Source organism: Paraferrimonas sedimenticola (assembly GCF_002282855.1).
GTDB lineage: Bacteria > Pseudomonadota > Gammaproteobacteria > Enterobacterales > Shewanellaceae > Paraferrimonas > Paraferrimonas sedimenticola.
In genome coordinates, this window is sequence record NZ_NRIR01000001.1 from 1 (window position 1) to 25,293 (window position 25,293).

The window sequence follows — 25,293 nt, forward strand, 5'->3', positions numbered from 1 at the left end:
TAAATATACGTTATGTATTGACATAAGCTATATGTTCACTTCGTTACATTGAGTTAAATATCGTTTTGGATACTTACTACAATCAACGGAGTGCCCACACAGATTGCTTGATAAATTGTTAAAGAGCAGTGCCGAAACCCTGTGGTTATCGGCGACCGGTTCAACCGGTCAGGGCTGCGTATTCTACGCGTTTCCCCTCGACCGTCAAGCGCTTTTTGAAAAGTTTTTTCAGAAGGCTTTTGGTCTCTAACTCGGTGGCTAAAACTAGGTTCTAGACCCTGCTGCAATCGCCTTGCGAAGCTGCTCTGCCGTGTCAGTGGATGCGCATTATAGGGAGCTTAATTTTCGGCGCAACCCCTTTTTTGAGATTTCGTTTCGACTGACCAAATTTTAACCGAAACTCGATTCAAAGGCTTTTTAAAAAGCTTGGAAGCTCGGCAATCGACTTAACAGTATAAGGGGCCTGGGCCTTTTCCGCTTCAGAGAGCTCTTGCCCAGATAGTGCCAATACACGAATAGCGACACCAGCGGCTTCACCAGCTTGCAGATCGCTAAGCTTGTCGCCTAGTACGACTGACTGACTCATGTCTATCTTCAAAAACTCTTGAGCCGAGTTGAACATGCCTGGCTTAGGTTTGCGACAATCGCAATCTTGCAAGTAATCGCCTTTGCCTTTGGTGGGATGATGAGGACAGAAGTAGATGCCATCGAACTCAACGCCTTTATCGACGAAGTTCCAATCCATCCACTCAGTTAGCGTGTGAAAGTCAACTTCAGAATAATAGCCACGAGCAATACCGGACTGGTTGGTTACCAAAACCAGCAAATAACCCATGTCTTTTAGTTGACGGCAAGCCTCGAACACACCTTCAATGAAATGAAAGTCGTCGACGCGTGCGACATACCCTAGGTCTTTATTGATAACACCGTCGCGGTCTAAAAAGATGGCCTTCTTCACCCTGTTCCCCTTGTAAATTGGTCAGCGGCGTTATTATCCAATGATTTGGTCAGAAAGCCATCCTTTTAAGCAAACGCAGGACTCATTTAGCCGCCCTGCGCCACCGCGATGTCAGCCTCTGGTTGCTCAAGCGGTTCTGCTACCCGCGTTGGCCCTTCAGGCTGCTCTATATTTGGACGAACTCTGAGCCAGAGTATCCCAACGTATTCGGTTACCGCCCTTTGACTAGTAAGCAAGTGATCTGCTGATGGACGCCACCACATACCGTCTAGCGCTCTAAAGTCCGCCGGTGCCGGCTCGACTTCCATGCCCAACGCTTCAAAAATCATCACAGCACGAGGCATGTGGGTTGCCGAGGTCACTAAACGAATCTTAGAAGGACCTAAGGCCGAGTATAAGGCTTGCGCTTCTTCGATGGTGTCTTTAGGTTCATCCAGAGTCACAATATTGTCTGCCGGGATCCCAAGCTCTACCGCAGCTTTACCCATCACTTGAGCATGTGGGTCGAGTAAATAACCGCCGTTATATCCGCTCACCACAAACTGACAGTTTTCGCCCATTTTGTACTGGCGAACCCCCTCTAATAATCGTGCATTCGCGGTATCACTGAGTTGCTGCTGTACCGTGGCCGCCTGATTGTCCGTATGCGTACTACCCAACACCATGACAACGCATTCGTCCTCAATTGGCTGGTGATTAATCACGTACTTTTCTTCAAGCGGAGTAGATAGTTGGCGAGCGATGTCAGGTTGGCTAAGGCCGGCCAACACCATGACAGCAAAAAACACCATGGCTTTGCCAAAGTCACCTCGGCCGCCCATGAAATAAAGGCCAAGTAACACAAGTATCACAGTAAGGGGGATAGGCATAATGGCTAAAGAAAGCACTTTCTTTGCCACAAACATGAGTTCATCCATAAGGCTTCTTCCTGCTCGAGTATCGAGCTGCTGATGCTCACTCGGCTGCACCGAGTGAGCGTCCGTTATTCAGGTTCCTTAATCAGAGCTAATCGTCACATCCACCCAAACCAGTCGATGATCCGACGACACGGCTTTAGCCTGATTTCCGTGCTCGTCTTCTACTAAATAGCGATATTTATCACCAGGCTTGGGCCAAAATACACCAGAATCGACCACATTTAGGTCCGCTGAAGGCAGCACGTAATCTAATCTTAGTGGATAAACGTGAGTCCAGTGACTTGGTTCTCCAAAAAATTGTCCTTTCGGCTGCATTTGTTTGGCCCCTTCACTCACTGGAATCAAATTGCCTCTCGCGACCTTTTGATGCACTTGTGGGTGCTCGAGTAACTGATTGACCGACGCCTGGAAGCTATCGCCGTCAAACGGGTCCGCATTAAAGTCACCCATCAACACAAAGCTTTTGCCCTTTCCGAGTCCACCGCGATTACCGCGATCATCAACCAAATAAGCCCCGGTTTGAGAGTCGGCAGCAATATAGTCCGCAAACAAACGAATTTCGTCGTGGTTGCGACGGCCGTTGCGATCTTCTGGCCCATCAAACACTGGAGGTGTTGGGTGCATCGCCAACAAATGAACGGTTTTACCCGGCAGTTTTACCGGCAAATCCAAATGATTTTTAGACGACAAACGAAAGTCTTCTAATACGGCTTGGCTAAAGTAATCCTTTTTACCCGAGCCAGGTGTGGCGTCTGGTAAGGACGCGTTAGGCATGTCTTTCCAGAGAAAAGATTGGAAGCTGCGCGCTTTGGCGAGGTCGAGCGGGTACTTAGACACCACGGCAAACGCAAATTGTCCGTGGAACATACCAAAACCATAAGTGTCCTGCGGACGCGACAATTGCCCATCGCCGTTCCTGTCGACTTTAGCGAGCTTACCCGTGTTAGTTGGAACCAAGTAAAAGTGCGGGTAGTCGATAGGCTCAGCACCGTTTTGGCTCTTGGCTAAGTAGTTACCAATAAAGTCGCGCATCGCTTGAGGGTTTTGGGCGTGGCCGTCGTTATCAAACTCAGTAATCAGCATCACATCCGGGCGGACTCGCTGAATGATCTCTGCCACTCTCTGGATTTGAGGGTTATCGGCAACTCGCATTTCGCTTGCTAGTTGTCCTGATTGTTGACGGTCAAAAGACGCATTAAATGTCGCGAAACGCACAGTAGTAGATTCGGCCATAGTCAAAGAACTGGTTAGTAGTGCCGCGACACAGATAAAGCCGCGCAGCAAAGAATGAGATTTTACAATGGACATAGTCTTGGTTTTTCCTTAATCGCCGAACACTGCAATCATTGAGTATAAATCTCATCGGCAGCTTCGGTGCGCTAACCTTAATGACCTCTAATGCACATAGCAAGTCGTCGCTGGTTTCAAGCAGCAGAGTGTGTTAAATCTAGCCGATATTAGAACACTTCTTAATTGTCTTCAGGAGCTTAGTACTGTGGAAGCCATTCGCCGCCTCACTCACCCACAGGGACTCGAATACCTGCTCATCGATACCCCTCTCTGTCGCGCCGAGGTCTATTTGCAGGGAGCACAACTGGCAAGCTTCACTCCAAAGGGAGCCGCCCCTATTCTTTGGATGTCCGATAGTGAACACAAAAAACCAGGCTTTGGCTTACGCGGCGGTGTTCCGATTTGCTGGCCTTGGTTTGGTATGCACGAACAAGCCGACCACCCTCAGCACGGCTTTGCCCGCAAACTCATTTGGCAATTAGTCGACCAGCAGCAGCGTGCCGACGGTAGTGTATTACTAACACTAGAATTGCCCCAATCGGCAATGCCGAGCCAGTTCTGGCCTTATCAATGCAAGCTTGAAGCACAAATTGAATTGGGTCGAACAGCTGAAGTACAGCTGACCACCACTAACTTGGACCAACTAGCCTTTAGCATTACCCAAGCGCTGCACAGTTACTTCGCCATAAACGACATACACAACACTCGAGTGCATGGCTTACAGGGGTGTCATTATCTAGAGTTTGGCGAGCAAAAAGTTGATCAACAAGCTTTCGTGGAATTCGACGCCGAAACCGATCGCGTCTATCAAGGGGTTCCACTGCAGCAGAAGATTGAATGTCCCAATGGCACCTTAGTGGTTGAGCGCAGTAACAGTCGCTCGTGCGTGTTGTGGAATCCTTGGATTGCCAAGGCGCAACGATTGGACAGATTCAACGACGATGGCTATCTGGATATGCTGTGTCTTGAAGCCAGCAATGCGCTAGATGATGCAATTACCATAGAGCCAGGACAGTCTCACACTCTTGCTACCCGTTTTGGCTGGGAATAATAAAAAAGCCTGCTAATCAGCAGGCTTTCTAATCGCTTCAGAAAGCTTAACCTCGGCGCCAGCTGGTCACACCGTTGTTATCTTCCAGAATGATACCCATCGCAGTGAGCTCGTCACGAGCCGCATCTGCCGATGACCAATCTTTATCGGCACGAGCTTGGTTACGACGAGCAATCAAGGCTTCAATGTGAGCCACTTCTTCGTCGTTACCCGAATCACCCTGCAAGAAAGCTTCTGGCTCTTGGCCCAAAAGACCAAGAACATCGGCGATTTCGCGCATCGCCACGCCTAGTGCACTAGCGGCCAAATGATCTTTGTCTTTCAGACGGTTGACCTCGCGGGCCATATCAAACAACACAGAGTAAGCCTCTGGCGTGTTGAAGTCGTCGTTCATCGCTTTGGTGAACTCGGCCACGTATTGTTCCGCAGGGGCAGCAGCAACGCTTAGGTCCAAGCCACGCAGTGAGGTGTACAGACGCTCAACCGCAGCACGGGCTTGGTTTAGGTTTTCATCGCTGTAGTTAAGCTGGCTGCGATAGTGCGAAGACAGCAAGAAGTAGCGCACTGTCTCGGCGTCGTAGTGGCTCAACACATCGCGAATGGTGAAAAAGTTACCAAGCGATTTGGACATCTTTTCTTTGTCCACCATCACCATGCCTGAGTGCATCCAGGTATTAACGTAATCAGTACCATTGGCACAGCACGACTGGGCAATTTCATTTTCGTGGTGTGGGAACTTAAGGTCTGAACCACCACCGTGAATATCGAAATGGTCACCCAAGTGCTTAACGTTCATCGCTGAACACTCAATGTGCCAACCCGGACGGCCAGGGCCCCATGGTGAATCCCAAGTCGGTTCACCCGGCTTAGACATTTTCCAAAGCACGAAATCCAGTGGGTTGCGCTTGCTCTGCTCGACTTCTACACGAGCACCCGCTTGCAGTTGCTCAAGATCTTGACCCGATAGGCAACCGTAGTCATCACAGGTGTTGACCGCAAACAGTACATCGCCGTTGTCGGCAACGTAAGCATGTTCTTTGTCGATAAGGCGCTGAACCATCTCAATGATTTCGCCGATGTGCTTGGTAGCACGTGGCTCAACGTCTGGACGAAGCAAATTCAACGCATCGAAATCGCGATACATTTCGCCGATCAACTCTTCAGTTAAATCATCGCAATCCATGCTGCGCTCGTTGGCGCGGCGAATAATCTTGTCGTCAACGTCGGTGATATTGCGAACATAGTTGACCTTATAGCCAAGAAAACGCAGGTAACGCACAACAACGTCAAAACTCAAATAGGTGCGACCGTGGCCAATGTGACATAGGTCGTAAATGGTAACACCGCACACGTACATGCCCACTTCGTTAGGAGTGATAGGCTTAAATTCTTCTTTCTGACGAGTCAGGGTGTTGTAGATCTTCAACATCTTGTTGCTTGCTCTCCGAGGCTCTTTGCTGACTATTAAAACCGGCTAATTCTAGCAAGGCTAAATACGCTTTAACACAGGTGTTTTAAGTAATTAGGCAATCTATTAGTATTTAGTCAAAGCGATTGATAAGGATCACTAATTTTTGTCATACGCTAGTGCTAGGATTTAAGCCTAGCTGACATTTATTGCTCTCGGGAAAGGATGACCATGAGAAAATTACTATGGGTAGCGATCGCGTTAGGCTCAGCCATTGGGCTATACCTTTACTCATTGTCTCCACACGAAAAAACTTTCTCCATTGAGCCCGCCTCTCCTCAACCACAAGCTGCAATTGTGCAAAGCGGCGCTCCAGCGTCCACCAATTTAGACGCCACTTCGAATACCGTGTCCGTAGGAAAGCCCAAAGAGGGTTTTCAGCCGCAATGCATTGCCAATGATTGGTTAAGAAACAGTACGGAGGAGATGATCAAGCAATATGAACAAGCTATTGAGCGGCATTTGCACAGTCTTGCTAACGAAGGCTCAGATTTAAGCCAATATCAACATGCGCTATATGCCCCGGTTGAGAGCAAGCAAGAAAGGCTAGCTCGCCTTGTTAAGTACAACAAGTCATTTGGCGGTAAGCCCCTGACCTTTCAAGCGGCGTTAAACATCTGTACCACGGCGCCTGAAGAGCCAGGTTGTAGTATCGAGCTTGCAATGGCCGCAATTGAGGCCGATCCGGACAATGGTTCTATGTGGTTGAGCGCGATTCTTTATTTTGCCGCGACCAAAAACACGGAAAAGATGCGCTGGGCTATGTCCAAAGCCATATCAACCAACTACTTCAATGAGCGAATGGGGGCGTTTGCCTTGGGCTACGCTGAAGCGCTTCAAGGCTCGGCCGCCAATAGTCAAGCGTTGAATTTGTTCAATGGCTTCGCAGAGGCGTTAGAGTCCGTCAGATCATTCGCACCACTTGTCGACACCTGTAAAGAGCAAATAGCTGACCCTGTGTTCGCACAGCAGTGTTTGCAGTACGGCCAAGACCTTCAGTCACGAGCTCAAACTTCGATAACGCAGATCGTTGGAATCCGGTTACAAAAGCAAGTCTATCGACACAATTCAGATTTTAAGAGCGCGAAAATTGTCGATGAATCATACACTAGATTCACTCCGACACCGCCTTACCCAACGAAAGCCGACATTTTGATGTTTTCAGACGATGAGTTTACTCGCGCTTGGCTTATAAATTTCGACCAAGTTGGTGAAGTTGAAGCTCAACGTGTAATACACACAATCGCCGAGCAACTTTACCCAGGAGAACTTCCTGCCCCCTGCGAGGAGCTCGAGTTTGAACTATAGAACTGCTAACAGTATCTAACACAACACCAATTTTAAATTTATGTGTTATGCTTCAGCGAATCTCCAAGTGTCTGATTTTGCAGAGTTGGGGACAGTGATTAAAACAACTTATGAGACAAAGCCAAATGGTTATTTTACAAACAAATTTCGGCCAAATTACGCTTAAGCTAGACGCCGAAAAAGCGCCAAAAACCGTAGAAAATTTCCTTAACTATGTGAAGTCAGGATTCTACGACAGCACCATTTTCCACCGCGTGATTAATGGCTTTATGATTCAAGGCGGCGGCTTTACTGCGGACATGGAGCAAAAGTCGGTTCAATCGCCAGTTGAAAACGAAGCGAACAATGGCTTGCCCAACAAACTGGGCACCATCGCAATGGCTCGTACTCAAGATCCACACAGCGCCACCGCTCAGTTCTTTATCAACGTGAGCGACAACGACTTCCTAAACCACAAGAACGAATCTATGCAAGGCTGGGGCTACTGCGTGTTCGGTGAAGTGGTTGAAGGTATGGACGTGGTTGAGAAGATCAAGGAAGTGCAAACCGGTAACTACGGCATGCACCAAGACGTTCCAGTTGAAGCGGTTGTCATTGAAAAGGCCGAAGTTGCTTCAGCTTAACCCTCAATTTGGTCAATGCGCCTTTATCGCCGATCTGCACCTAAGTGCAGATCGGCCCGATATCACCCAGGCGTTTCTGCAGTTTTTATCCGAACAAACTCAATTGGATGCCCTGTTTATCATGGGGGATTTGTTTGAGTATTGGATTGGCGATGATATCGCCGAGCCGTTTGCCCTTGATGTGGCCGATGCGATTGCTCAAGCCGCTCAGCACTACCCCATCTACTTCAGCCACGGCAATCGAGATTTCCTGGTCGATAAAGAGTTTGCCAAGCGCAGCCAAATGACTCTGTTGCCAGAAGTTCAAGCGCTCGATTTGTATGGCACTAAGGCCCTTGTGGCTCACGGTGATAGCCTGTGTACCGACGACAAGGCCTACCAAAAGTTTCGCCGCTTTCGAAACCACAACATGGCCCGTTGGCTGTTTATGCGACTGCCGCAGCGTCGACGCCAAAAGATTGCCGATAATCTGCGCCAAAACAGCGCGAAATCAAAACAAATGAAGTCCGAAGCCATCATGGACGTCAATCCGACGGCTGTGGATGCTTTGCTTAACCGTTTTGAAGCGGATGTGCTGATCCATGGGCACACCCACAGACCTAAGCTGCACCAACTAGCCACGGGAAAACAACGTTGGGTGGTCGGTGACTGGTACACCCAAGGCAGCTATTTGATGGCCCGCCAAGGCGAGCCAGAGCTGATACAGCTGCCCTTAGCTGGCTAACACCTCTGCCAGCGGTGATCCCGAGTGGAATCGAAATTCGGGATCACTGCTTTGAATCAGCTCAGCTTCTTTCGCTGCCAGATATTGGACTCGTGCGTCAATACACTCCCCTGCAACACTGTTAGCCAAAGCCAAGTAATCTTTAAAGTGGCGAGCTTCGGAGCGCAACAAACTCACGTAAAACTGTTTAAGCTCGTCATCCAAGAAAGGCGCGAGTTTGGCAAAGCGCTCGCAAGAACGGGCTTCGATAAGACCGCCAATGATCAGCTTGTCCACCAAGGTGGCCGGTTCATGAGTGCGAGCACAGCGCATCAAGCCTTTGGCGTAACGCCCCGCCGACAGAGAGTGGTAAGGAATATCTCGTTGCTCAAGAATCTCCAGCACTTGCACGAAGTGGTGAAACTCCTCTTTGATAAGTCGCATCATGGCGGAGCCAAACTCGCGATTAAACTCGTTGTCCTGCTTATACACCAATTGAATTTGGCCGTTCTTAGCACCGGCAAGCTCCGGCGAGTAACGGCGAAAATACACCATATCCTCAAAGGGTTTGGCCCACTGCGCCAGCGCTTGGGCGGTGTTTTTATCCACTGCGTACTTTCGCAGCAGCATGATGGCGGTCTGCGCGGCTTTTAACTCGCAGTTCATATGATCCACCAACAAAGCGGGCAGATGCTCGGGGCGACGAGCTTCGGCTATCCACTCGTTAGGAGTGGCACAGTGCAAAAACTCATGCACTGGTGCCAGCAGTTTTTGAATGGGATCTGACGACACGTATGACTTCCTCGTATTCATCAATTTTTGGCGCAGTCTAGCACGCTCAAAGCGCGTCAGCGACTCGACCGTACTGGAAATAAGCCCACTGCCCTAACCGTCTTAAAGGTGCTAGCGGAAACTTGGGTAACTCGCTTTGATACATGGGGATTGCAGCGATGGACTGTCCAGCGATTCGTTGTGCAACTCGAGCACCGGCTTGCGCGGCGAAAGACAAGCCACTACCACAGTAGCCTCCGGCGTAAAACAAGCTGTTTTCGTCGTTTTGCCAAAGGTGGGGAATGTCATCTAGTGCCACATTTATCCAGCCGCTCCAAGCGTAGTCATAGTTGATGTCCGACAAGGCTGGATAGCTCTTTTTGAGCTGACTTAGCAGGCGTTTGGGATAGTAATCACTTTCAGCCTGAGCGCCGGTTATTGCTCCGCGGCCACCAAACAGAATTCGATTGTCTGGCAGTTTGCGGTAGTAATACTTCAGTGCTCGAGTGTCCATGATCACTTGATTAGTGTTCAAACCACACTGTCGCAATTGAGAGTCTGACAAAGCTTGAGTCACTATCACTTGAGACAACACCGGCAAACTGCGCCCATTTAATATGGGGTGAAAGTCTTTTGGCGTGTAACCATTGGTTGCCAATACTACTTTCTTGGCTGTCACACGGCCTTGTGGAGTGATTAGTTCGTACCCTACCCCTTTGGCAGTGTCAATAGAAAGCACAGGAGTGCCATCGTACACACTAACGCCAGCTTGGGTTACTCGCTCAACATAGCCCCAGGCCAACTTTAGGGGGTTCAGTCCAAACCCGTCGTGATACAGCACGCCGCCATGGCAAAGCTTATCGTCAACATATCGCTCAGCTAATTCGTTCTTGCTCAAAAAGCTGAGTTCATCGCCAAGTAAACTCTGCTGCTCCATCGCCGCATGTTTGAGTTGAGTCAAATGCTTTGGCGAGTGGGCAAGTTTGAGGTAGCCCTTGGGTTGCGGTTCGCAATCAAGTCCGTCGGCAATCAAGTCTTCTACTCGCTCTACCCCAAGGCTCATCTCTCGATAAACCTGGCGCATCACCTCATCGCCCCAACGAGCCTTGATTTGGCTAAACCCAAGTCGCCCCGAGCCTTTCAATACAAAACCGGCGTTGCGCCCGCTGCAACCCCATGCCACTTGGTTAGCCTCAAGTACACAGCATTCAATACCTTGTTTGGCGAGCTCGAGCGCACAAGATAGACCGGTGTAGCCAGCGCCAATCACCGCAACCTCAACCCTGATGTCGTTTTGGAGCGGCCCATCGGCCTTAGGCGCTAGGCCTGAGTTTTGTGCCCAATAACTCTTGGGGTAGCCCTCACCCTCTCCGGGGTGTTTGTCGTGTAGCGGGTCGTACAACTTAGCTCTCCTCGCGTTTCGTCTGCGCAAAACACCAACGAACACAGTCGCCAGCGGACACCTTCAACGCTTTCGCATCAGTGCTGTCCATTAGTACCTTGTCTGGGTGAACTTCTACGGACAATTGAGCCGCCCTAAATCCGGCGGAGTCGGGGTTGCACAACAACACCTGTTGGGGACGCTCAACCTCATCGACAATTTTCACTTTCGCTAAGTGGCTTTGACGCACAGTTTCTATGGCATCTAGCGGCGCCACTAATGCGGGGCCTGCGTCATTAACACCAATGTAATCACTGCGGTGAAAGCCCTCAGCCAGCAACAAATTTACCGCACCTTGGGTATTGGGGTGAACTTGGTTAATGTTCAACTGAGCTTCTTTTGGTAACAGGCTTAGATATATAGGGTGCTTGGGCATCATGTGAGCAAAACGCATGTCGCCCAAACCAATCAGCTTATCCACTTGGGTAAAAGTCAACGGGCAGAAATGAGTTTCAAACCAGGACCAAAAATGCGAGTGATCGTTATCGTCGGTGTGACCTCGCATCTCGGCAATCACTCGGTCGCTAAAGCGATGCGGGTGTTGTGCCATAAACAAAAATCGAAAACGCGATAGGGCTCGCCCTACCCCAGATTGACGAAACTTGGGACGCAAAAATAGCGAGCACACCTCAGAGGTGCCTTGTAAGTCATTGCACAAGGTTAAAGTGTGTAGTTCGCGGGACAAGCCTAAGGATTCCACGTGATGCACTTGGCGTCCGAGACGATGGTGAAACAGAGGACTGTGCAAACCCACACAGGCTTCAATGGCGCTAGTACCCATGACCTCACCGCTAGCCACATCTTGCATCACAAACAGATAACGCTCTCCACCGGCTTTACTGACCTGTTTGGCAAACGATGCCTGCGAGAGCTCAATGCGTTGTTTTAAAAAATTTTTGTCAGGTGGAAGTGAAGTAAATCCAGCGCCGCTTTCTTGGGCAATGGTCATTAATGCGGCTAAATCTGCGGTTTCGATAGGACGAATGACAAAGGCCAAATCCCTGCTCCTTACCGAGTTAAGTGTCGATTATTGTTTTAATTATTGGCTCCACACTATGCCATTGCCAGCGCATTGAGGTCATCTAATTTCGACAGTAACGCAGCGACAAAAGGATCTTTATTCAACTTTAGCGCATATAAAACAATGCTTGACTCAGTTCAATAATTGTTCAATAACTAAATATAGAGCTGTAAAAAGCCTCGTCTGCTGTTTCGGCGAGACTCGATTAATCAACGAAACAAAGGATAACAACAATGGTATTGAATCATTTGTGGGGTCTGTACACTCATCCTAAAAAAGAGTGGCAAACTATTGGTCAAAGCCATGAAGCCTTGCGCAGTAGTTTATCGCACATTCTATTAATAGCGCTCATCCCGTCTGTGTGTGGATTCATCGCGAGCTCCCAAATTGGTTGGAATCTAGGCGCCGGCGAACCGATCAAACTGACCACCCAGAGCGCGGCCATGATTTCCGTCGCCATGTACGTCGGTATGATTGCCGGAGTATTTGCCCTGGCCTACTTGGTGCACTGGATGGCAAAGACCTTTGGCGCCAACCCGACGAAAACTCAGGCCATTGAACTGGCAGCCTATACATCGACCCCACTATTCATGGTGGGCCTCTCGGCCCTGTACCCACAACTGTGGTTCATGATGGTGGTAGGGCTCGCAGGCGTCGCCTACTCGGTTTATCTACTCTACTCGGGCGTGCCAATTATCATGCGCATCCCTGAAGAGCGCGGCTTTATCTACTCTAGCTCAGTAGTAACATGCGGATTGGTATTACTGGTAGCTCTGATGGCCTCGAGCGTCATTTTGTGGAGCTTTGGCTTCGCCCCGGTTTACACCAGTTAGACAACATCTACATAAACAAAAAGCGCCCGAGGGCGCTTTTTTAGTTTGTTGCCTTGGTGAAAAATGGCAAGGCTGACAGTTATGCTCACTATTTTGCACTTGACGACAGTTCTGTTTCATATCAAGAATTATCAGAGAAAAACACACTCAAATCCGAAATACCAGCAAGCTACCTTTGGAGTTGTTATGAGTTCGCAAGCCGCACAACCTCTCGATATCGCCCCTGTAATGCACAGACGCTCAAGCGCTTCCGATGAAGTAATGGTTTTATCCGATGTATATCAGGAGCAATGCAATATCGCGGTGTGGCAAAGAAGCTTGTCTCCGTCGATTGAAAGCGCGGTAGACCTGTTGCTTAAAGAAAAGCCCCAGTTTCGAACTTCAATGACCTTATCTCCGGAGAACGCGTTTGAACCCATTCACGAATCTTTTGGGAGTGCTCCTGCTCTTGCACCTCTGAGTGAAGACATAGCTCAACTGGTTGATATGTTTTGCTGTCTGTTTGACTTAGGCCGCGCTGGTCTTAGGATCACGGCGTTAACCAGCGCCATGTGTCCCAAATTTCACGTTGATAAAGTCCCTTGTCGATTGGTGACCACCTACCGGGGCGTGGCCACTCAATGGCTGCCACATAGCCGAGTAGACAGAACTAAATTGGGCCATGGCAGTCAGGGGAAATCCGACGAGGAGTCAGGCCTGATTAGCTCCCTAAGTGACATTCAGCAGCTCACAAGCGGAGATGTAGCTTTGCTTAAAGGGGAGCGTTGGCAAGGTAACGAAGGCGGCGGACTCGTCCACCGATCACCGCCGGTTCCAAGCCATCAAGAGAGGTTACTGCTGACCCTAGATTTTGGTTAGTACTTGGATTATGGGTAGTACTTGGATTATGGGTAGTACTTGGATTTTGGTTAGAAATAGAAAAACGCCGACAAAAAAGGAGAAGCTTAGCTTCTCCTTTTTTTAGTGCCGAGGTGGTTCGTGGCCTAAGTGTGGTTGTGCAGCTCTAAGCTAGTACCTAATTCCATGTTGCGCTTAGCTTTGGCATCATCGTTGCGTAATGAAGTCAGATGGTCCAAATAGCTTTGGTCAACGTCATTGGTTACGTAGTTGCCGTCAAACACCGAGGTCTCAAACTGTTTGATATCAGGGTTGAGTTCAGCCACCGCATCAACCAGATCGCCTAGGTCTTGGAACACCATGCCATCGGCGCCGATGATTTCGCTAATTTCCTGTACGTCGCGACCGTGAGCAATTAGCTCGTTTGAGGTCGGCATATCGATACCGTAAACGTTCGGGAAGCGAATCTCAGGTGCGGCTGAGGCAAAGTACACTTTCTTAGCTCCCGCTTCGCGAGCCATCTCAATAATCTGCTCTGAAGTAGTACCGCGAACGATAGAGTCGTCCACTAGCAGTACGTTCTTATCTTTAAACTCTGCTGAAATCGCATTTAGCTTACGGCGTACCGACTTACGACGCTGTTGCTGACCCGGCATGATAAAGGTACGGCCAATGTAGCGGTTCTTCACAAAACCTTGGCGGTATGGCAAGTCCAAGCGGTTTGCGATTTCTAGCGCGATGTCGCACGAGGTTTCAGGAATCGGAATAACCACGTCAATGTCGTTGTCTTCCCACTCGCGTTTAATCTTCTCACCCAACTTAACGCCCATGTTAACGCGGCTGGCGTACACAGACACTTTATCGATAGTTGAATCAGGACGGGCAAAGTAAACATACTCAAAGATACACGGCGAGTAAGACGGTGCTTCGGCGCACTGTTGGGTAAATAGCTGACGATCCGCAGAAATGAATACCGCTTCACCAGGAGCTACGTCGCGTAGGAACTTAAAGCCGACAGCATCCAGCGCCACACTCTCAGAAGCCACCATGTACTCTAAAGTACCGTCTTCGGATTCGCGCTGACCCAATACCAGTGGACGAATGCCGTAAGGGTCGCGGAAAGCCACCAGACCTTGGTTAATGATCATCACGGCTACCGCATAAGCACCACGAGCTTGCTGGTGTACCGCAGCAACCGCAGCAAACACTTCGTCAGCGGTCAATTGAGCGCTGTCGTTCTTGGCGATTTCGTGGGCCAACAGGTTTAGCAATACTTCTGAGTCTGAAGTGGTGTTCACGTGACGACGTTGTTTTACCAAAGTCTCGCGTAATGCTTCGGTGTTAGTCAGGTTGCCGTTGTGGGCAATGGCCATACCAAAAGGCGAGTTTACGTAAAACGGCTGAGCTTCTGAGGCACTTGAGCTACCCGCGGTTGGGTAACGCACGTGACCAATGCCCTCTTGTCCTTGCAAGCGCTGCATGTGCTTAGGCTCAAACACATCTTTTACCAAGCCGTTAGCTTTGCGCAAACGGAACGCACCGTGATCAATGGTAACAATACCGGCAGCGTCCTGGCCGCGGTGCTGAAGCACGGTCAAGGCGTCATAGATGGTCTGATTAACCGAATGGTTACCAACGATTCCAACAATACCACACATGGGTGAGTTTCCTCTGAGTCTACTAACAGCAACCCGTTACAACGGATTGTGCTCATTTATAAAACTGGAATTGGCTTGCATGTAGTCAAAGAACCACTCAATGACTACTTTAAATTCCGGGATAAGTTGCGAACCCTTCCACCAGCTGGTGCCGTTGGCACCGGTGAAAGTATCCAAGAAAAACAGTATGGCGGCGACTACCAAGGCCCCGCGCAGCGCGCCGAAACACAGTCCGAGTACGCGATCGGTACCAGACAGTCCGGTACTTCGTACCAACTGTCCAATCACAAAATTTACTAGAGCACCGGCAATCAGAGTACCGATAAAAAGAATGGCGACCGCTACGCCATTGCGCAGCATGGGATCATCTACTTGGTCGATATGAACCGCTAAGTCTTCATAAAAACGGCTGGCGACAAGAAAGGCGGCGAACCACACCACCAATGACATGGCTTCTTTAGCAAAACCACGAACCAGACTGATAACGGTAGATAGCGCCACTATGCCGATAATGGCGTAATCAATCCAAAGCATTAAAGGGATCCTTTAGGCCTTTTGAGTAACGGCGGCGATTTTAACAGACCCAGAATGATTTCTCACCTAGCAAAGTTCAGCTGCGGAGAAATTGGACCACTATTGGTTCGCCAGTGGGTCGTAGCGAACAATGACACTGTTCACCTTGGCGACTTTTTTGATAAGCGCCTGTTGTTTTTCTAGCTTAGCTCGACTGACATTGGGACCTACCATCACCTTGGTCAGACGCCCGTCCACCACCTTCGATGGTACGGTATAGGCCTTTAATCCCTCTTTGCGCAACGCAGCCACTAACGCATTGACGTTTTCCGCTTTGCTGAACGAGCCCACTTGAACCGCATAGGCCAGTGCCGCTGGTTTGGTTTCTTGAGGCTTGCTTTGAGGTGGATTTGGTTTGGTTTGAGCACTTGGCTCATTGGTGGCAGAAGCTTGTGCATTGGCTTGACGTTGAACTTCTTCAACCACAGCTTTCTCGTCGGCTATCGGGTCGGTGTCAGAGCCAGCAGTAATTGCCACAGGCTCAAAGGCACCTTCCGGTACCTCAACGTGCTGATAATCCGGACGCAGCGGAATGGTTGCGAAATTGTCTTCCTTGACCTGCTTCTTACCGTCCAACATGTCCGGTAAGAAAATGACACCCAGCGAAACGACAACTATGGTGCCGACCAATCGATTGTGGAACGCGTTGGCCAAAGCCTGCTCCTAATGCTTATGCTTTTTGAAATCAGCTACAGTGTAAAATGAGCCAAACACAATTACCACATCTTGTTTGTTCAAGCGTGACTCCAGCACGCGCCAGCCATCGGCAATACTGTCAAACTCATGGGCCTCGCAATGACTCGGTGAGGCACTCACCAAAGTCTCAGCTTTTGCCCCTCGAGGAACGTTTAGCGAACAGCAGTACCAAGCATCGAAGCTCTTATCTAATTGAGCCAGTGTGGTCTGGATATCCTTGTCGTGTAGCATGCCCACCAGTGCGTAGCGTTTACCTTTGCACGGCTGCTTGGAAAGTTGGGTCGCGAGATAGGCCGCGGCATGAGGGTTATGAGCAACATCGGCGATAACCAAAGGCTGCTCACTCAAAGTTTCCATACGACCAGGCAAGGCAACAGTTGCCAAGCCCTTACGGACCTCTTCAAGGGTTACTTCCACTTTTAGCGATTGCAAACACGCAAGCGCGCTGGCGGCATTGGCCAGAGGCAAACCTGGTAGCGGCAATTCACTCCAGTGCTCGTTAACGCCGCTAAAGTGCCAGTGCTCACTTGCCGCTTGATAATCAAAATCCTTACCCACCCACTGGCAGCTCGCGCCAATTAGCGCGGCTTGTTCTGCAAGTCCCACTGGCACATCCGACTCGCCGATTATCGCTGGGCGTCCTTTGCGCATGACACCGGCTTTTTCTCGGCCAACGCTGTCTCGGGTGTTGCCAAGGTATTCCTGATGGTCCAAATCGATGGAGGTGATAATGGTGGCATCCGCATCGATTATATTAGTGGCGTCTAAGCGTCCACCTAAGCCCACTTCAAGCAATACCCAATCTAACGAGGCATTGGCAAAGCAGTGCAACGCGCCCAGGGCGGAAAATTCGAAAAAGGTCAGCGAGGTATCGCCTCTAGCGGTTTCTATGTCGGCAAAGGCTTGAGTGTGGGCGCTATCGTCGAGCTCTTTGCCATTGATGCGCACACGCTCGCGGTAATGGCTGAAATGCGGTGAGCTAAATACGCCGACCTTGAATCCGGCCTGTAGCAAAATCGATTCGAGGATAGCGCAAGTGCTGCCCTTGCCATTGGTGCCTGCGACCGTGATGACCTTGGCGGGTGCCAGTTGGTCGAGTTTCATGGCGCTTGCCACCGACTTGATTCGGGTCAGCCCCATCTCGATTTCACTGGGATGGAGGGCCATTAAATAGTCAAGCCAGTCTTGAATAGACTGGCTTGCATCAGGAGGACTCATTGTCATCAATAACCTGAGCGTTAAACCGCTTCCGGCTCGGTTGAAGGCAGGTTTTGGTACTTGGCCAAAATTCGCGCCAGGCGGTCACGCATTTCGCGACGATCGATAATCATATCAATCGCGCCTTTCTCAAGCAGGAACTCACTGCGCTGGAAGCCTTCTGGTAGCTTCTCGCGTACGGTTTGCTCGATAACGCGAGGGCCTGCAAAGCCAATCAGCGCTTTAGGCTCGGCAACGTTGATATCACCTAGCATAGCCAATGAGGCCGATACGCCACCCATAGTTGGGTCGGTCAGCACTGAGATGTACGGGATACCACGCTCGCTCATTTTCGCCAACGCTGCTGAAGTCTTGGCCATTTGCATTAATGAGAACAAGGCCTCTTGCATACGGGCACCACCACTGGCAGAGAAACACACCAGAGGAAGATTCTTTTCAAGACAAGTCTCGCAGGCTTTGATAAAACGCGCGCCCACAACAGAGGCCATTGAACCGCCCATAAAGCTAAACTCGAAAGACACTGCAACCACTGGCATACCTTTTAAGCTGCCTTCCATTGCAATCAGCGCGTCTTTCTCGCCTGTGCTTTTTTGCGCGGCAGACAAACGGTCTTTGTACTTCTTAGAGTCACGGAACTTGAGTTTGTCCTGTGGCTCAAGCTCTACACCCAACTCACGAGTGCTGTCCTTGTCCAAGAAGGCCAGCAAGCGAGTACGGGCATTAATGCGCATGTGATGACCGCACTTAGGGCAAACTTCTAGATTTTTCTCAAGCTCCGCTCGATAAATTACTTGGTCGCAAGAGCCACATTTGCTCCATACACCTTCAGGTACACTGTGACGACGCTCAGATACGCCCTTGCTTTTGGGAAGAATTTTCTCTAACCAGCTCATGTAATCGATTCCTAACTTTGTCGCGATGAAAGCGCCGTTACTACTTTTGTTTATTGGCGCGGCGATTCTTTTAAAATTGGCCACATTAAAACACAGTTTCCAGTGCTTTGGACACTGAAAACTGGTTGGACATTTTAAATCTGCGAGAGAATTCGCGTGCTTTACATAGGGTCGGGCAGGAAGAGTGGCCCGGCTGGCGCTTTAGGAAGCTCAAACTCGTCAGGATAAGTTACATCAACCAGATACAATCCATTGGCCTTAGCGGTGGGTGCTGCCTGGGTGCGGTCTTTTAATGCCAATAGTTGTTCAATCCACTCCACTGGCTGTTCGCCCTGACCAATCACTAACAGCGAGCCGACAATATTGCGCACCATGTGATGTAAAAAGGCGTTAGCGGCAATTTCGACCACCAGATAATCGCCAAAGCGCTTTACCTGCACCGAGTGCACGTTGCGAAACGGCGTCTTAGACTGACAATGCACGGCGCGAAAACTCGAAAAGTCCTGCTCGCCAAGCAGCGCTTGCGCCGCTTGATGCATACGGGTTTCGTCCAAAGGCTGGTGATGATGAGTCACTCCCGGCTGCAAAATAGCCGGACGCAGTCTGTGGTTCAAAATCACATAGCGATAGCGACGCGCGGTTGCGGAGAATCGAGCGTGAAACTCCTCGTCCACCACTTTGGCCCAACGAACTGCCACGTCGAAAGGCAAGTTGGCGTTGACACCAAGGGTCCAGGCGCCCATGTGACGCTCAACATCACAGTCAAAGTGCACCACTTGTCCGGTGGCGTGAACTCCAGAGTCGGTACGCCCGGCGCACACCACTTCAATTTGGCAGTCGGCCACTTTAGAAAGCGCGGCCTCAAGTCTGGCTTGAACCGAATCGACTTCTTGCTGGCGTTGCCAACCATAGTATTTGGCACCATCGTATTCGATGCCTAAAGCGATGCGCATGTTGTTACTCAGTCAAAAACGAAAGGCGGCATTATACCCTGAGTTTGGCCAAAAAAAACGGCAACCCTCAGGTTGCCGTTCTCCTTAACTCGATTGAACGTCTAGTTGAGCATCTACAAGCTACCAATTAGCCGTTCAGCTTCCACCTTTTGCTCGTCGTTGCCATCTAGGCTAATTTCCTTGAGTAAGGCTCGAGCACTGTCGGTATCTTGGATCTCGATATAGGCCCTAGCTAAATCCAGTTTGGCGTTGATAGAGTTCTCCGCATCATCCACATCAATGTCTTTTTGGCCTTTTACCACTTCGTCCAAGTCGCTAAAGTCCACATCCGGATCTTGATAGGGGTCGTTTTCTACAGGTGCGTCTGAGGCTTGCTGCATCAAAACGTCGATATCGATGAAGTCTTCGCCAGTTTGCGCGGGCGCTTCATCTGAAGCGAGCTCGATACCTTCAAGTCTGATGTCATCAGAAAGGTCGATTCCTTCGATAGCATCGTCCGCAGGTTGTTCTGGCTCTGCTGGCGGGTCTAGGTTGATGTCTGAGATGTCGAAATCCAATCCATCATTCTGGAATTCGGCGACCTGCTCTGCTGCTTCGTCGCTTGCACTTGGAGCCTCAAGATCGCCTTCATCGGCCGTTGCATCATCTAGCGACCATTCTAATACGTCATCTGCCGCCAAGCTGGCCGTGTCTGGATCCACATCAGCTGTAGCATCCTGCTTAGCTTCAGCCACTTGCTCTGTTTGAGTTTCCTCGATGATGGACTGAGCAAGGTCGTCCAATGACATCTCATCAGTAGCAGAGATGTCACCAAGCTCTATGACGGCTTCATCCGCTTCGCTGATATCAATACCGTCAAATTCAGTTGAAATATCAATAGCGTCCAAGCCGGGCTCTTCAACTACTGGCGCTGGCTCAGCCGTTGCCATATTTAGCTCGGCAATTTGGTCATCAAGCTCGGCCATCAAAGCATCGTCGGAAACCGAACTAGGTTCAGCTTCGGCTGAGGTTCTAACCACCGGCTCATTTTCGAAACCCAGCAGTTCGTCGTCCAGTTCAGGTAGCTCATCGTTTGTATCGGTTAACTCAGGCTGGTCTAGCGCTTGAATCAAGTCGTCTTCGGGTAGCTCAGCCGTTTGTGGCTCAGCTTCGGCGAAGGATTCTCTTTGCGGCTCTAATTCACCGGCCAGCTCGGGCGATGAATTAATCTCTTGAGCGACTGAATCGGGCACTTCTGATTGCTCGTTCATCGCTTGTTCCCAAAGGGCGTCGAGCATTTCACTGTCTTGAGCTTCGCTTGATTCCATCAATTCACGGTGGCTAGGAGCCTCCAAATCAACCGCTTGTTCTGAACTGGAATTGGCATCTAACACGGCAGTTTCTGCAAGCGGCGCATCATTAACCTCTGCGGCCGCAAACGTTTGAGGCGCTGCTTCACCAGTGCTAAATTCCTGCTCAGGAGTTTGTTGCGCTTGAGCTTTGCGCGACATCATCCAATAGGCCACCGCCAGTACAATACCTGCAGGAATAATGGCGACTATCAATAGCAACCACCAATTACTGATCAAGAAGCTCCAAAAACCACCGGCTTGACCGGTTTTTAGCTCACGGTTTTCCGCCAACAATTGCTGATTCAGCGAGCGAGTTTTTTCTAACTCTGCCACTAGCTTGTCGTTTTCGTATCTAGTGACTTGCAACTCGGATTCGGTCGCACCTAATCGGCCTTTTAAGGTCGCCACTTCTTGAGTTAGCGCACGGCTGCTCTCCTGTGCAGTCTGCAAAGCTTCTTGGTTGCGACTTAACTCGTCTTTAAGCTCATTGGTTTGGACGCTGCTTAGCGCAGGCTCAGACGGTTTAGGCTGTACTGGCGCTGCTGGTTTGGGTTGAGGCTTGGCCGCCACCACTTCCGGCTCGGCTTTTGGCTTAGCAATAGGCTTTGGCTTGCTGTTTTGACCACTTGGCTTTGCAGCTACTTTCCCCCAACGGGAGTCATCACCTTCTGCACGTGCTTTGGCTTTTGCTACCGGATAACTGGCAATAGTGTCTGCACTGGGTACCAGCAGAATGACACCTTTTTCTAGACTGTTTAAATTAGAGTTGGCGAAGGCGTGGGGGTTGGCATCGTGCAGTGCCACCATGACTTGATAGATGCTGAGGCCAGGTTCGGGACGGACCTTGTTGGCCACTCCCCAAAGGGTGTCGGTCGGACTGGTGGGTCCGTACTGTCGAATAATTTGTTGAACGCTAGTGTCAGTGGATGTGGCTTGCTCGGCGACGACCGAAGTTACTGCACTGCCACATGTCCCTATAAGAATTGCACCAATTAATCCAAAGGCGTTTCGTTTCATATCCATTTGCACTTTTTATTATTCGAATAATTTTTACTATAAACCAGTTAGTGACGCGAACCTAGCGCCACCAGCCGTTTTGAACAAAACAGCCTGCAAAAGCAGGCCATTGTGTGACATTGACGGATTAGTAGTAATCCCTAATCAAATGTTCTGCGATCTGTACACTGTTTAGCGCTGCGCCCTTTCTGATGTTATCAGACACCACCCATAGGTTGATGCCATTCGGGTGGCTAATGTCTTTGCGTACACGTCCAACATACACGCCATCTTGACCGGATGCATCACCCACTTGGGTAGGATATTGATCCATTTCTTCGATGAGCTCGATGCCTGGAGCACCGCGCAATGCCTCAAGCACGTCTTCACGCTCACAAGGTTGAATGGTTTCAAGGTGAACCGCTTCGGCGTGGCCATAGAATACAGGTACGCGCACCGCAGTCGGGTTAACCTCAATGGCTTGGTCGCCAAAGATCTTCTGGGTTTCCCACACCATCTTCATTTCTTCTTTGGTGTAGCCATTGTCTTGGAACTGGTCGATGTGAGGGATCACGTTAAACGCAATTTGCTTTGGATACACCTTGGCTTCGGCCGGTTTGCCTTGTAGTAACTGCGCTGTCTGGTGCGCTAGCTCTTCGATGGCGCTCTTACCCGAACCCGATACCGACTGATACGTACAAACGTTAACTCGCTGAATACCAAACTGGTCGTAAATCGGCTTTAGTGCCACCAACATTTGGATGGTGGAACAGTTAGGGTTGGCAATGATGTTGCGATTGCGAAAATCGGCAATCGCGTGTGGGTTCACTTCAGGCACTACCAGTGGAATATCGTATTCGTAGCGGAAGTGTGAGGTGTTATCGATAACCACTACGCCGTGATCTGCCGCAATTGGCGCCCACTTAGCTGAGACATCCCCACCAGCGGAGAAAAACGCAATCTGAACCTGGCTCCAATCAAATTGGTCAACGTCCAAAATGGTCACAGTATCGCCGTTAAACTCTACGGTTTCACCAGCGCTGCGAGAGCTCGCCAGAGGAAAGAGTTGCTCAACGGGAAAATTGCGCTCGGCCAAGATTTCGATCATGGTTTGGCCAACGGCGCCCGATGCGCCTAAAACAGCGACGTTAAAAGATTGCGACATGGAGTTTAGCGTCCTACAGAAAAACCGAATTGTTCGAGCCAATTTACCTCAAATTTGCCCTTGGGCACCAGTGTCAAAGCCGAGAATTCTCGCCTTGGCTGATGATTTTTTCTCAAACCGTCAAATCCGCCGGTTTCAAAGGCTTTTTGGCGAAACAAACGGTCGTCTAAGTCAAGGTCATAGACGCGCTCACACCAGCTAAGCAATTGGCTTTGTGACGGCGCTGCTGAGCATGTAATCGGTGCTTGATTTGGGTTCGGTAGCAAGCTGGCCAAACTATTAGGTGCGGGCCAAGTCAGTTGAGGTGCTAGCCACTGATAAAGCATGTAACTGCCTCGAGCTTTGCCCTCGAGGCTGTAGCCAGCAATGTGTGGCGTGGCGATCTCAACTAAGTCGGCCAGCTCTGGCATGGGGTTCGGCTCCCCCTCCCACACATCCAGCGCAATACGAGCTTGCGGATTGGCTTTGGCCCAGTCAATGAGCGCTCGATTGTCAATCACGGCACCGCGACAGGCGTTTAGAATCCAAACATTGGGCTTTAAGCTTTCAAGCCTTTGTCGGTCGAGTAAGTAGTGGGTGGGGTACTCACCGTCTTTCGTCAGTGGCACATGGCAAGTGACGATATCGGCGTCGTCCAAAGCCTCATCAAGGGATACAAAATCTCTAGGATCACCGCTAGCAGCTTTGAAAGGGTCGCACAATCGCACATCGCAACCGAGCGCCTGCAAACACTTGGCCGCAGCTGTTCCTGTATTACCCGCGCCTATCACCGCCAACTTTTTGCCTTTGAGCACCTCGTCGCTTTTGTCCGCTAAGGTCAGCAGAACTTGAGCCACCCACTGCCCGACTCCGACCGCGTTGCACCCCGGCGCATTGGAAAATCGAATATCGCGCTCAGCCAGTGCCTGTTGGTCAACGTGATCCATGCCGATCGTCGCCGAGCCCACGTATTTGAGCTTATTGGCTTTGGCAATCAGCGTGCGGTTCACTTGGGTTACGCTGCGCACTAATAACACATCAATGTCCACCAGATCATCGGCGTTAATCGCGCGTCCGGCTTTGGTAGTGATCTGGGCATGCTCGGCAAATAGCGCCTCGACGTACGGCATATTTTCGTCGGCCAGTATCCGCATGGGTTTCCTTGAATTTGAGGCAAAAAAAAGAAGAGCCAAAGCTCTTCTTTCATTGTTTCATAAAAATCGGACGAGTCTAGTCTTTCATAAAATCTGGGCTAGTCCAGCCTTTCATAAAAATCGGACGAGTCTAGTCTTTCGTTAACACTAGGCTAGTCGGTCAAAAAACCAATTTAGTCGATTTTTTGCATCACCAAAGTGGCGTTGGTGCCACCGAAACCGAAGCTGTTGCTCATCACGGTTTTCAGCTCAACGTCTTTCTTCTCGGTAACAACAGGCAGGCCTTCGGCTTGCTCGTCCAGAGTCTCAACGTTGATGCTTGGCGCGATGAAGTTATTCTCCATCATGATCAAGCTGTAAATGGCTTCGTGTACGCCAGCCGCACCTAGTGCGTGACCGGTCATGGCTTTGGTTGCGCTGATATCAGGCACATTGTCGCCAAACACTTCTTTAAGGGCTTTAAGCTCTTGTACGTCACCTACTGGAGTTGAGGTACCGTGAGTATTGATGTACTGAATGTCACCGTCAACGGTTTCCATTGCCATCTTCATACAACGCACTGCGCCTTCGCCTGAAGGAGCAACCATGTCGTAACCGTCAGAAGTCGCGCCGTAGCCAACCACTTCTGCGTAGATTTTGGCGCCACGAGCCACAGCGTGGTCGTAGTCTTCTAGTACCAAAATACCGCCGCCACCAGAGATAACGAAACCGTCGCGATCTGCGTCGTAGGTGCGCGATGCTTTGGTTGGATCGTCGTTGTACTTGGTCGACAGTGCACCCATGGCGTCAAAGCCCATGGTCAAGGTCCAGTGAATCTCTTCTGAGCCACCAGCAAAAACGATGTCTTGCTTGCCCATTTGAATCAACTCGGCAGCGTGGCCGATACAGTGTGCACTGGTGGCACAAGCTGAACTGATTGAGTAGTTAACACCTTTAATCTTGAATGGAGTTGCCAAACAAGCACTAGAGGTAGAAGACATGATGCGTGGCACTACGTATGGACCAACGCGCTTAACGCCTTTGGTACGCAAGGTATCAGCTGCTTGCACCTGGTTGTCAGAAGACGCACCACCACTACCGGCCACTAGACCAACACGTGGGTGTGAGTATTGTTCTTCGGTCAGACCCGCATCTTCGATGGCTTGCGCCATGGCGATGTATGCGTAGGCACCAGCGTCGCCCATAAAGCGCAGGGCTTTACGGTCAATCAGTGCTTTTTGGTCGATTTCAACATTACCCCAAACGTGGGAACGTAGGTTCATGTCTGCGAATTGCTGCGAGAAAGATATACCGCTTTTACCCGCTTTAAGTGAATCAGTCACTTCTTGTTTATTGTTACCAATGCTGGATACGATGCCCAGACCGGTGATCACCACTCGTTTCATTTTCGAAATTGTTCCGCGTAATCCTAAAAATGCTGCGCCAATAGTATCCGTTTTATCAACCGAAACTGGTC

General features: G+C 50.1%; 23 protein-coding genes. 6 read left to right on the top strand and 17 right to left on the bottom strand.

From position 1 onward, the window contains the following. Positions 1–406: 406 nt before the first annotated feature. From gmhB to CLC93_RS00015, 3 genes are all read right to left on the bottom strand, one after another. Positions 407–958 carry a D-glycero-beta-D-manno-heptose 1,7-bisphosphate 7-phosphatase gene (gene gmhB / locus CLC93_RS00005; protein ID WP_095503887.1) on the bottom strand — a complete coding sequence of 184 codons (552 nt, stop codon included), beginning with the start codon at positions 956–958 and terminating at the stop codon, positions 407–409. Positions 959–1,044: 86 nt separating this feature from the next. After that, on the bottom strand, positions 1,045–1,875 hold the full coding sequence (locus CLC93_RS00010; protein ID WP_245837013.1) for a YdcF family protein: 831 nt from the start codon (positions 1,873–1,875) through the stop codon (positions 1,045–1,047). A gap of 78 nt (positions 1,876–1,953) precedes the next feature. Next, a complete protein-coding gene (locus CLC93_RS00015; protein ID WP_095503888.1) occupies positions 1,954–3,183 on the bottom strand; it encodes an endonuclease/exonuclease/phosphatase family protein in 1,230 nt (409 codons plus the stop codon). Positions 3,184–3,370: 187 nt separating this feature from the next. Here CLC93_RS00015 and CLC93_RS00020 point away from each other — a divergent pair, with 187 nt between their 5' ends. Next, complete coding sequence (locus CLC93_RS00020) at positions 3,371–4,216, top strand: D-hexose-6-phosphate mutarotase (protein WP_095503889.1); 846 nt, start codon at positions 3,371–3,373, stop codon at positions 4,214–4,216. A 46-nt stretch (positions 4,217–4,262) separates the two neighbouring features. On the opposite strand, the gene cysS is transcribed toward CLC93_RS00020, so the two are convergent. Further along, entirely contained in the window at positions 4,263–5,645 is a 1,383-nt protein-coding gene (gene cysS / locus CLC93_RS00025) for a cysteine--tRNA ligase (protein ID WP_095503890.1), read from the bottom strand. A gap of 210 nt (positions 5,646–5,855) precedes the next feature. Here cysS and CLC93_RS00030 point away from each other — a divergent pair, with 210 nt between their 5' ends. The 3 genes from CLC93_RS00030 (at position 5,856) to CLC93_RS00040 (ending at position 8,339) form a co-directional block, all read left to right on the top strand. Continuing rightward, the gene (locus CLC93_RS00030; protein WP_095503891.1) at positions 5,856–6,992 is read left to right on the top strand and encodes a hypothetical protein; all 1,137 of its coding nucleotides are present in this window, start codon (positions 5,856–5,858) and stop codon (positions 6,990–6,992) included. Positions 6,993–7,117: 125 nt separating this feature from the next. Next, a complete protein-coding gene (locus tag CLC93_RS00035) occupies positions 7,118–7,615 on the top strand; it encodes a peptidylprolyl isomerase (RefSeq protein ID WP_095503892.1) in 498 nt (165 codons plus the stop codon). Then, positions 7,587–8,339 carry a UDP-2,3-diacylglucosamine diphosphatase gene (locus CLC93_RS00040; protein WP_245837015.1) on the top strand — a complete coding sequence of 251 codons (753 nt, stop codon included), beginning with the start codon at positions 7,587–7,589 and terminating at the stop codon, positions 8,337–8,339. The genes CLC93_RS00035 and CLC93_RS00040 overlap by 29 nt, the downstream gene beginning before the upstream one ends. Here CLC93_RS00040 and miaE read toward each other — a convergent pair. Genes miaE through CLC93_RS00055 form a run of 3 tightly spaced genes read right to left on the bottom strand, consistent with a single transcriptional unit; the run spans position 8,328 to position 11,527 of the window. Continuing rightward, a complete protein-coding gene (miaE, locus tag CLC93_RS00045) occupies positions 8,328–9,110 on the bottom strand; it encodes a tRNA isopentenyl-2-thiomethyl-A-37 hydroxylase MiaE (protein ID WP_245837017.1) in 783 nt (260 codons plus the stop codon). The two genes, CLC93_RS00040 and miaE, sit on opposite strands and share 12 nt — an antisense overlap. Positions 9,111–9,156: 46 nt before the next feature. Beyond that, positions 9,157–10,491 carry an NAD(P)/FAD-dependent oxidoreductase gene (locus CLC93_RS00050; protein ID WP_095503895.1) on the bottom strand — a complete coding sequence of 445 codons (1,335 nt, stop codon included), beginning with the start codon at positions 10,489–10,491 and terminating at the stop codon, positions 9,157–9,159. Position 10,492: 1 nt separating this feature from the next. Continuing rightward, positions 10,493–11,527, bottom strand: a complete 1,035-nt coding sequence (locus CLC93_RS00055) for an arginine N-succinyltransferase (protein ID WP_095503896.1) — start codon at positions 11,525–11,527, stop codon at positions 10,493–10,495. A 257-nt stretch (positions 11,528–11,784) separates the two neighbouring features. On the opposite strand from CLC93_RS00055, the gene CLC93_RS00060 reads away from it, so the two are divergent. Next, entirely contained in the window at positions 11,785–12,384 is a 600-nt protein-coding gene (locus CLC93_RS00060) for a Yip1 family protein (RefSeq protein ID WP_095503897.1), read from the top strand. 186 nt (positions 12,385–12,570) lie between these two features. After that, positions 12,571–13,242: a DUF1826 domain-containing protein gene (locus CLC93_RS00065; RefSeq protein WP_095503898.1), complete on the top strand. Its 672-nt coding sequence runs from the start codon at positions 12,571–12,573 to the stop codon at positions 13,240–13,242. 125 nt (positions 13,243–13,367) lie between these two features. On the opposite strand, the gene purF is transcribed toward CLC93_RS00065, so the two are convergent. From purF to fabB, 10 genes are all read right to left on the bottom strand, one after another. Beyond that, positions 13,368–14,879, bottom strand: coding sequence for an amidophosphoribosyltransferase (gene purF / locus CLC93_RS00070; RefSeq protein WP_095503899.1), 1,512 nt, complete (start codon positions 14,877–14,879; stop codon positions 13,368–13,370). A gap of 36 nt (positions 14,880–14,915) precedes the next feature. Beyond that, complete coding sequence (locus tag CLC93_RS00075) at positions 14,916–15,413, bottom strand: CvpA family protein (protein ID WP_095503900.1); 498 nt, start codon at positions 15,411–15,413, stop codon at positions 14,916–14,918. Positions 15,414–15,512: 99 nt separating this feature from the next. Beyond that, the gene (locus CLC93_RS00080) at positions 15,513–16,106 is read right to left on the bottom strand and encodes an SPOR domain-containing protein (RefSeq protein ID WP_095503901.1); all 594 of its coding nucleotides are present in this window, start codon (positions 16,104–16,106) and stop codon (positions 15,513–15,515) included. Positions 16,107–16,115: 9 nt separating this feature from the next. Continuing rightward, a complete protein-coding gene (gene folC, locus CLC93_RS00085) occupies positions 16,116–17,366 on the bottom strand; it encodes a bifunctional tetrahydrofolate synthase/dihydrofolate synthase (RefSeq protein ID WP_095503902.1) in 1,251 nt (416 codons plus the stop codon). Between the two features lie 20 nt (positions 17,367–17,386). Further along, on the bottom strand, positions 17,387–18,259 hold the full coding sequence (gene accD, locus CLC93_RS00090; protein WP_095503903.1) for an acetyl-CoA carboxylase, carboxyltransferase subunit beta: 873 nt from the start codon (positions 18,257–18,259) through the stop codon (positions 17,387–17,389). Between the two features lie 161 nt (positions 18,260–18,420). Beyond that, complete coding sequence (gene truA / locus CLC93_RS00095; protein ID WP_095503904.1) at positions 18,421–19,212, bottom strand: tRNA pseudouridine(38-40) synthase TruA; 792 nt, start codon at positions 19,210–19,212, stop codon at positions 18,421–18,423. 113 nt (positions 19,213–19,325) lie between these two features. Continuing rightward, entirely contained in the window at positions 19,326–21,560 is a 2,235-nt protein-coding gene (locus CLC93_RS00100; protein WP_169902729.1) for a FimV/HubP family polar landmark protein, read from the bottom strand. Positions 21,561–21,687: 127 nt separating this feature from the next. Next, positions 21,688–22,704 (bottom strand): aspartate-semialdehyde dehydrogenase, encoded by a 1,017-nt coding sequence (locus CLC93_RS00105; protein WP_095503906.1) that lies wholly within the window; start codon positions 22,702–22,704, stop codon positions 21,688–21,690. Positions 22,705–22,709: 5 nt separating this feature from the next. Next, entirely contained in the window at positions 22,710–23,837 is a 1,128-nt protein-coding gene (locus CLC93_RS00110) for a 4-phosphoerythronate dehydrogenase (protein WP_095503907.1), read from the bottom strand. Positions 23,838–24,010: 173 nt separating this feature from the next. Continuing rightward, positions 24,011–25,222, bottom strand: a complete 1,212-nt coding sequence (fabB, locus tag CLC93_RS00115; RefSeq protein WP_095503908.1) for a beta-ketoacyl-ACP synthase I — start codon at positions 25,220–25,222, stop codon at positions 24,011–24,013. Positions 25,223–25,293 lie beyond the last annotated feature (71 nt).

Excerpts from the sequence above, each read along its gene's own strand:
- CLC93_RS00010 (WP_245837013.1), bottom strand. The coding sequence starts at position 1,875 with ATGGATGAACTCATGTTTGTGGCAAAGAAAGTGCTTTCTTTAGCCATT.
- CLC93_RS00015 (WP_095503888.1), bottom strand. The coding sequence starts at position 3,183 with ATGTCCATTGTAAAATCTCATTCTTTGCTGCGCGGCTTTATCTGTGTC.
- cysS (WP_095503890.1), bottom strand. The coding sequence starts at position 5,645 with ATGTTGAAGATCTACAACACCCTGACTCGTCAGAAAGAAGAATTTAAG.
- CLC93_RS00030 (WP_095503891.1), top strand. The coding sequence starts at position 5,856 with ATGAGAAAATTACTATGGGTAGCGATCGCGTTAGGCTCAGCCATTGGG.
- CLC93_RS00035 (WP_095503892.1), top strand. The coding sequence starts at position 7,118 with ATGGTTATTTTACAAACAAATTTCGGCCAAATTACGCTTAAGCTAGAC.
- CLC93_RS00060 (WP_095503897.1), top strand. The coding sequence starts at position 11,785 with ATGGTATTGAATCATTTGTGGGGTCTGTACACTCATCCTAAAAAAGAG.
- CLC93_RS00065 (WP_095503898.1), top strand. The coding sequence starts at position 12,571 with ATGAGTTCGCAAGCCGCACAACCTCTCGATATCGCCCCTGTAATGCAC.
- purF (WP_095503899.1), bottom strand. The coding sequence starts at position 14,879 with ATGTGTGGTATTGTTGGAATCGTTGGTAACCATTCGGTTAATCAGACC.
- CLC93_RS00075 (WP_095503900.1), bottom strand. The coding sequence starts at position 15,413 with ATGCTTTGGATTGATTACGCCATTATCGGCATAGTGGCGCTATCTACC.
- folC (WP_095503902.1), bottom strand. The coding sequence starts at position 17,366 with ATGAGTCCTCCTGATGCAAGCCAGTCTATTCAAGACTGGCTTGACTAT.
- accD (WP_095503903.1), bottom strand. The coding sequence starts at position 18,259 with ATGAGCTGGTTAGAGAAAATTCTTCCCAAAAGCAAGGGCGTATCTGAG.
- truA (WP_095503904.1), bottom strand. The coding sequence starts at position 19,212 with ATGCGCATCGCTTTAGGCATCGAATACGATGGTGCCAAATACTATGGT.
- CLC93_RS00100 (WP_169902729.1), bottom strand. The coding sequence starts at position 21,560 with ATGAAACGAAACGCCTTTGGATTAATTGGTGCAATTCTTATAGGGACA.
- CLC93_RS00105 (WP_095503906.1), bottom strand. The coding sequence starts at position 22,704 with ATGTCGCAATCTTTTAACGTCGCTGTTTTAGGCGCATCGGGCGCCGTT.
- CLC93_RS00110 (WP_095503907.1), bottom strand. The coding sequence starts at position 23,837 with ATGCGGATACTGGCCGACGAAAATATGCCGTACGTCGAGGCGCTATTT.
- fabB (WP_095503908.1), bottom strand. The coding sequence starts at position 25,222 with ATGAAACGAGTGGTGATCACCGGTCTGGGCATCGTATCCAGCATTGGT.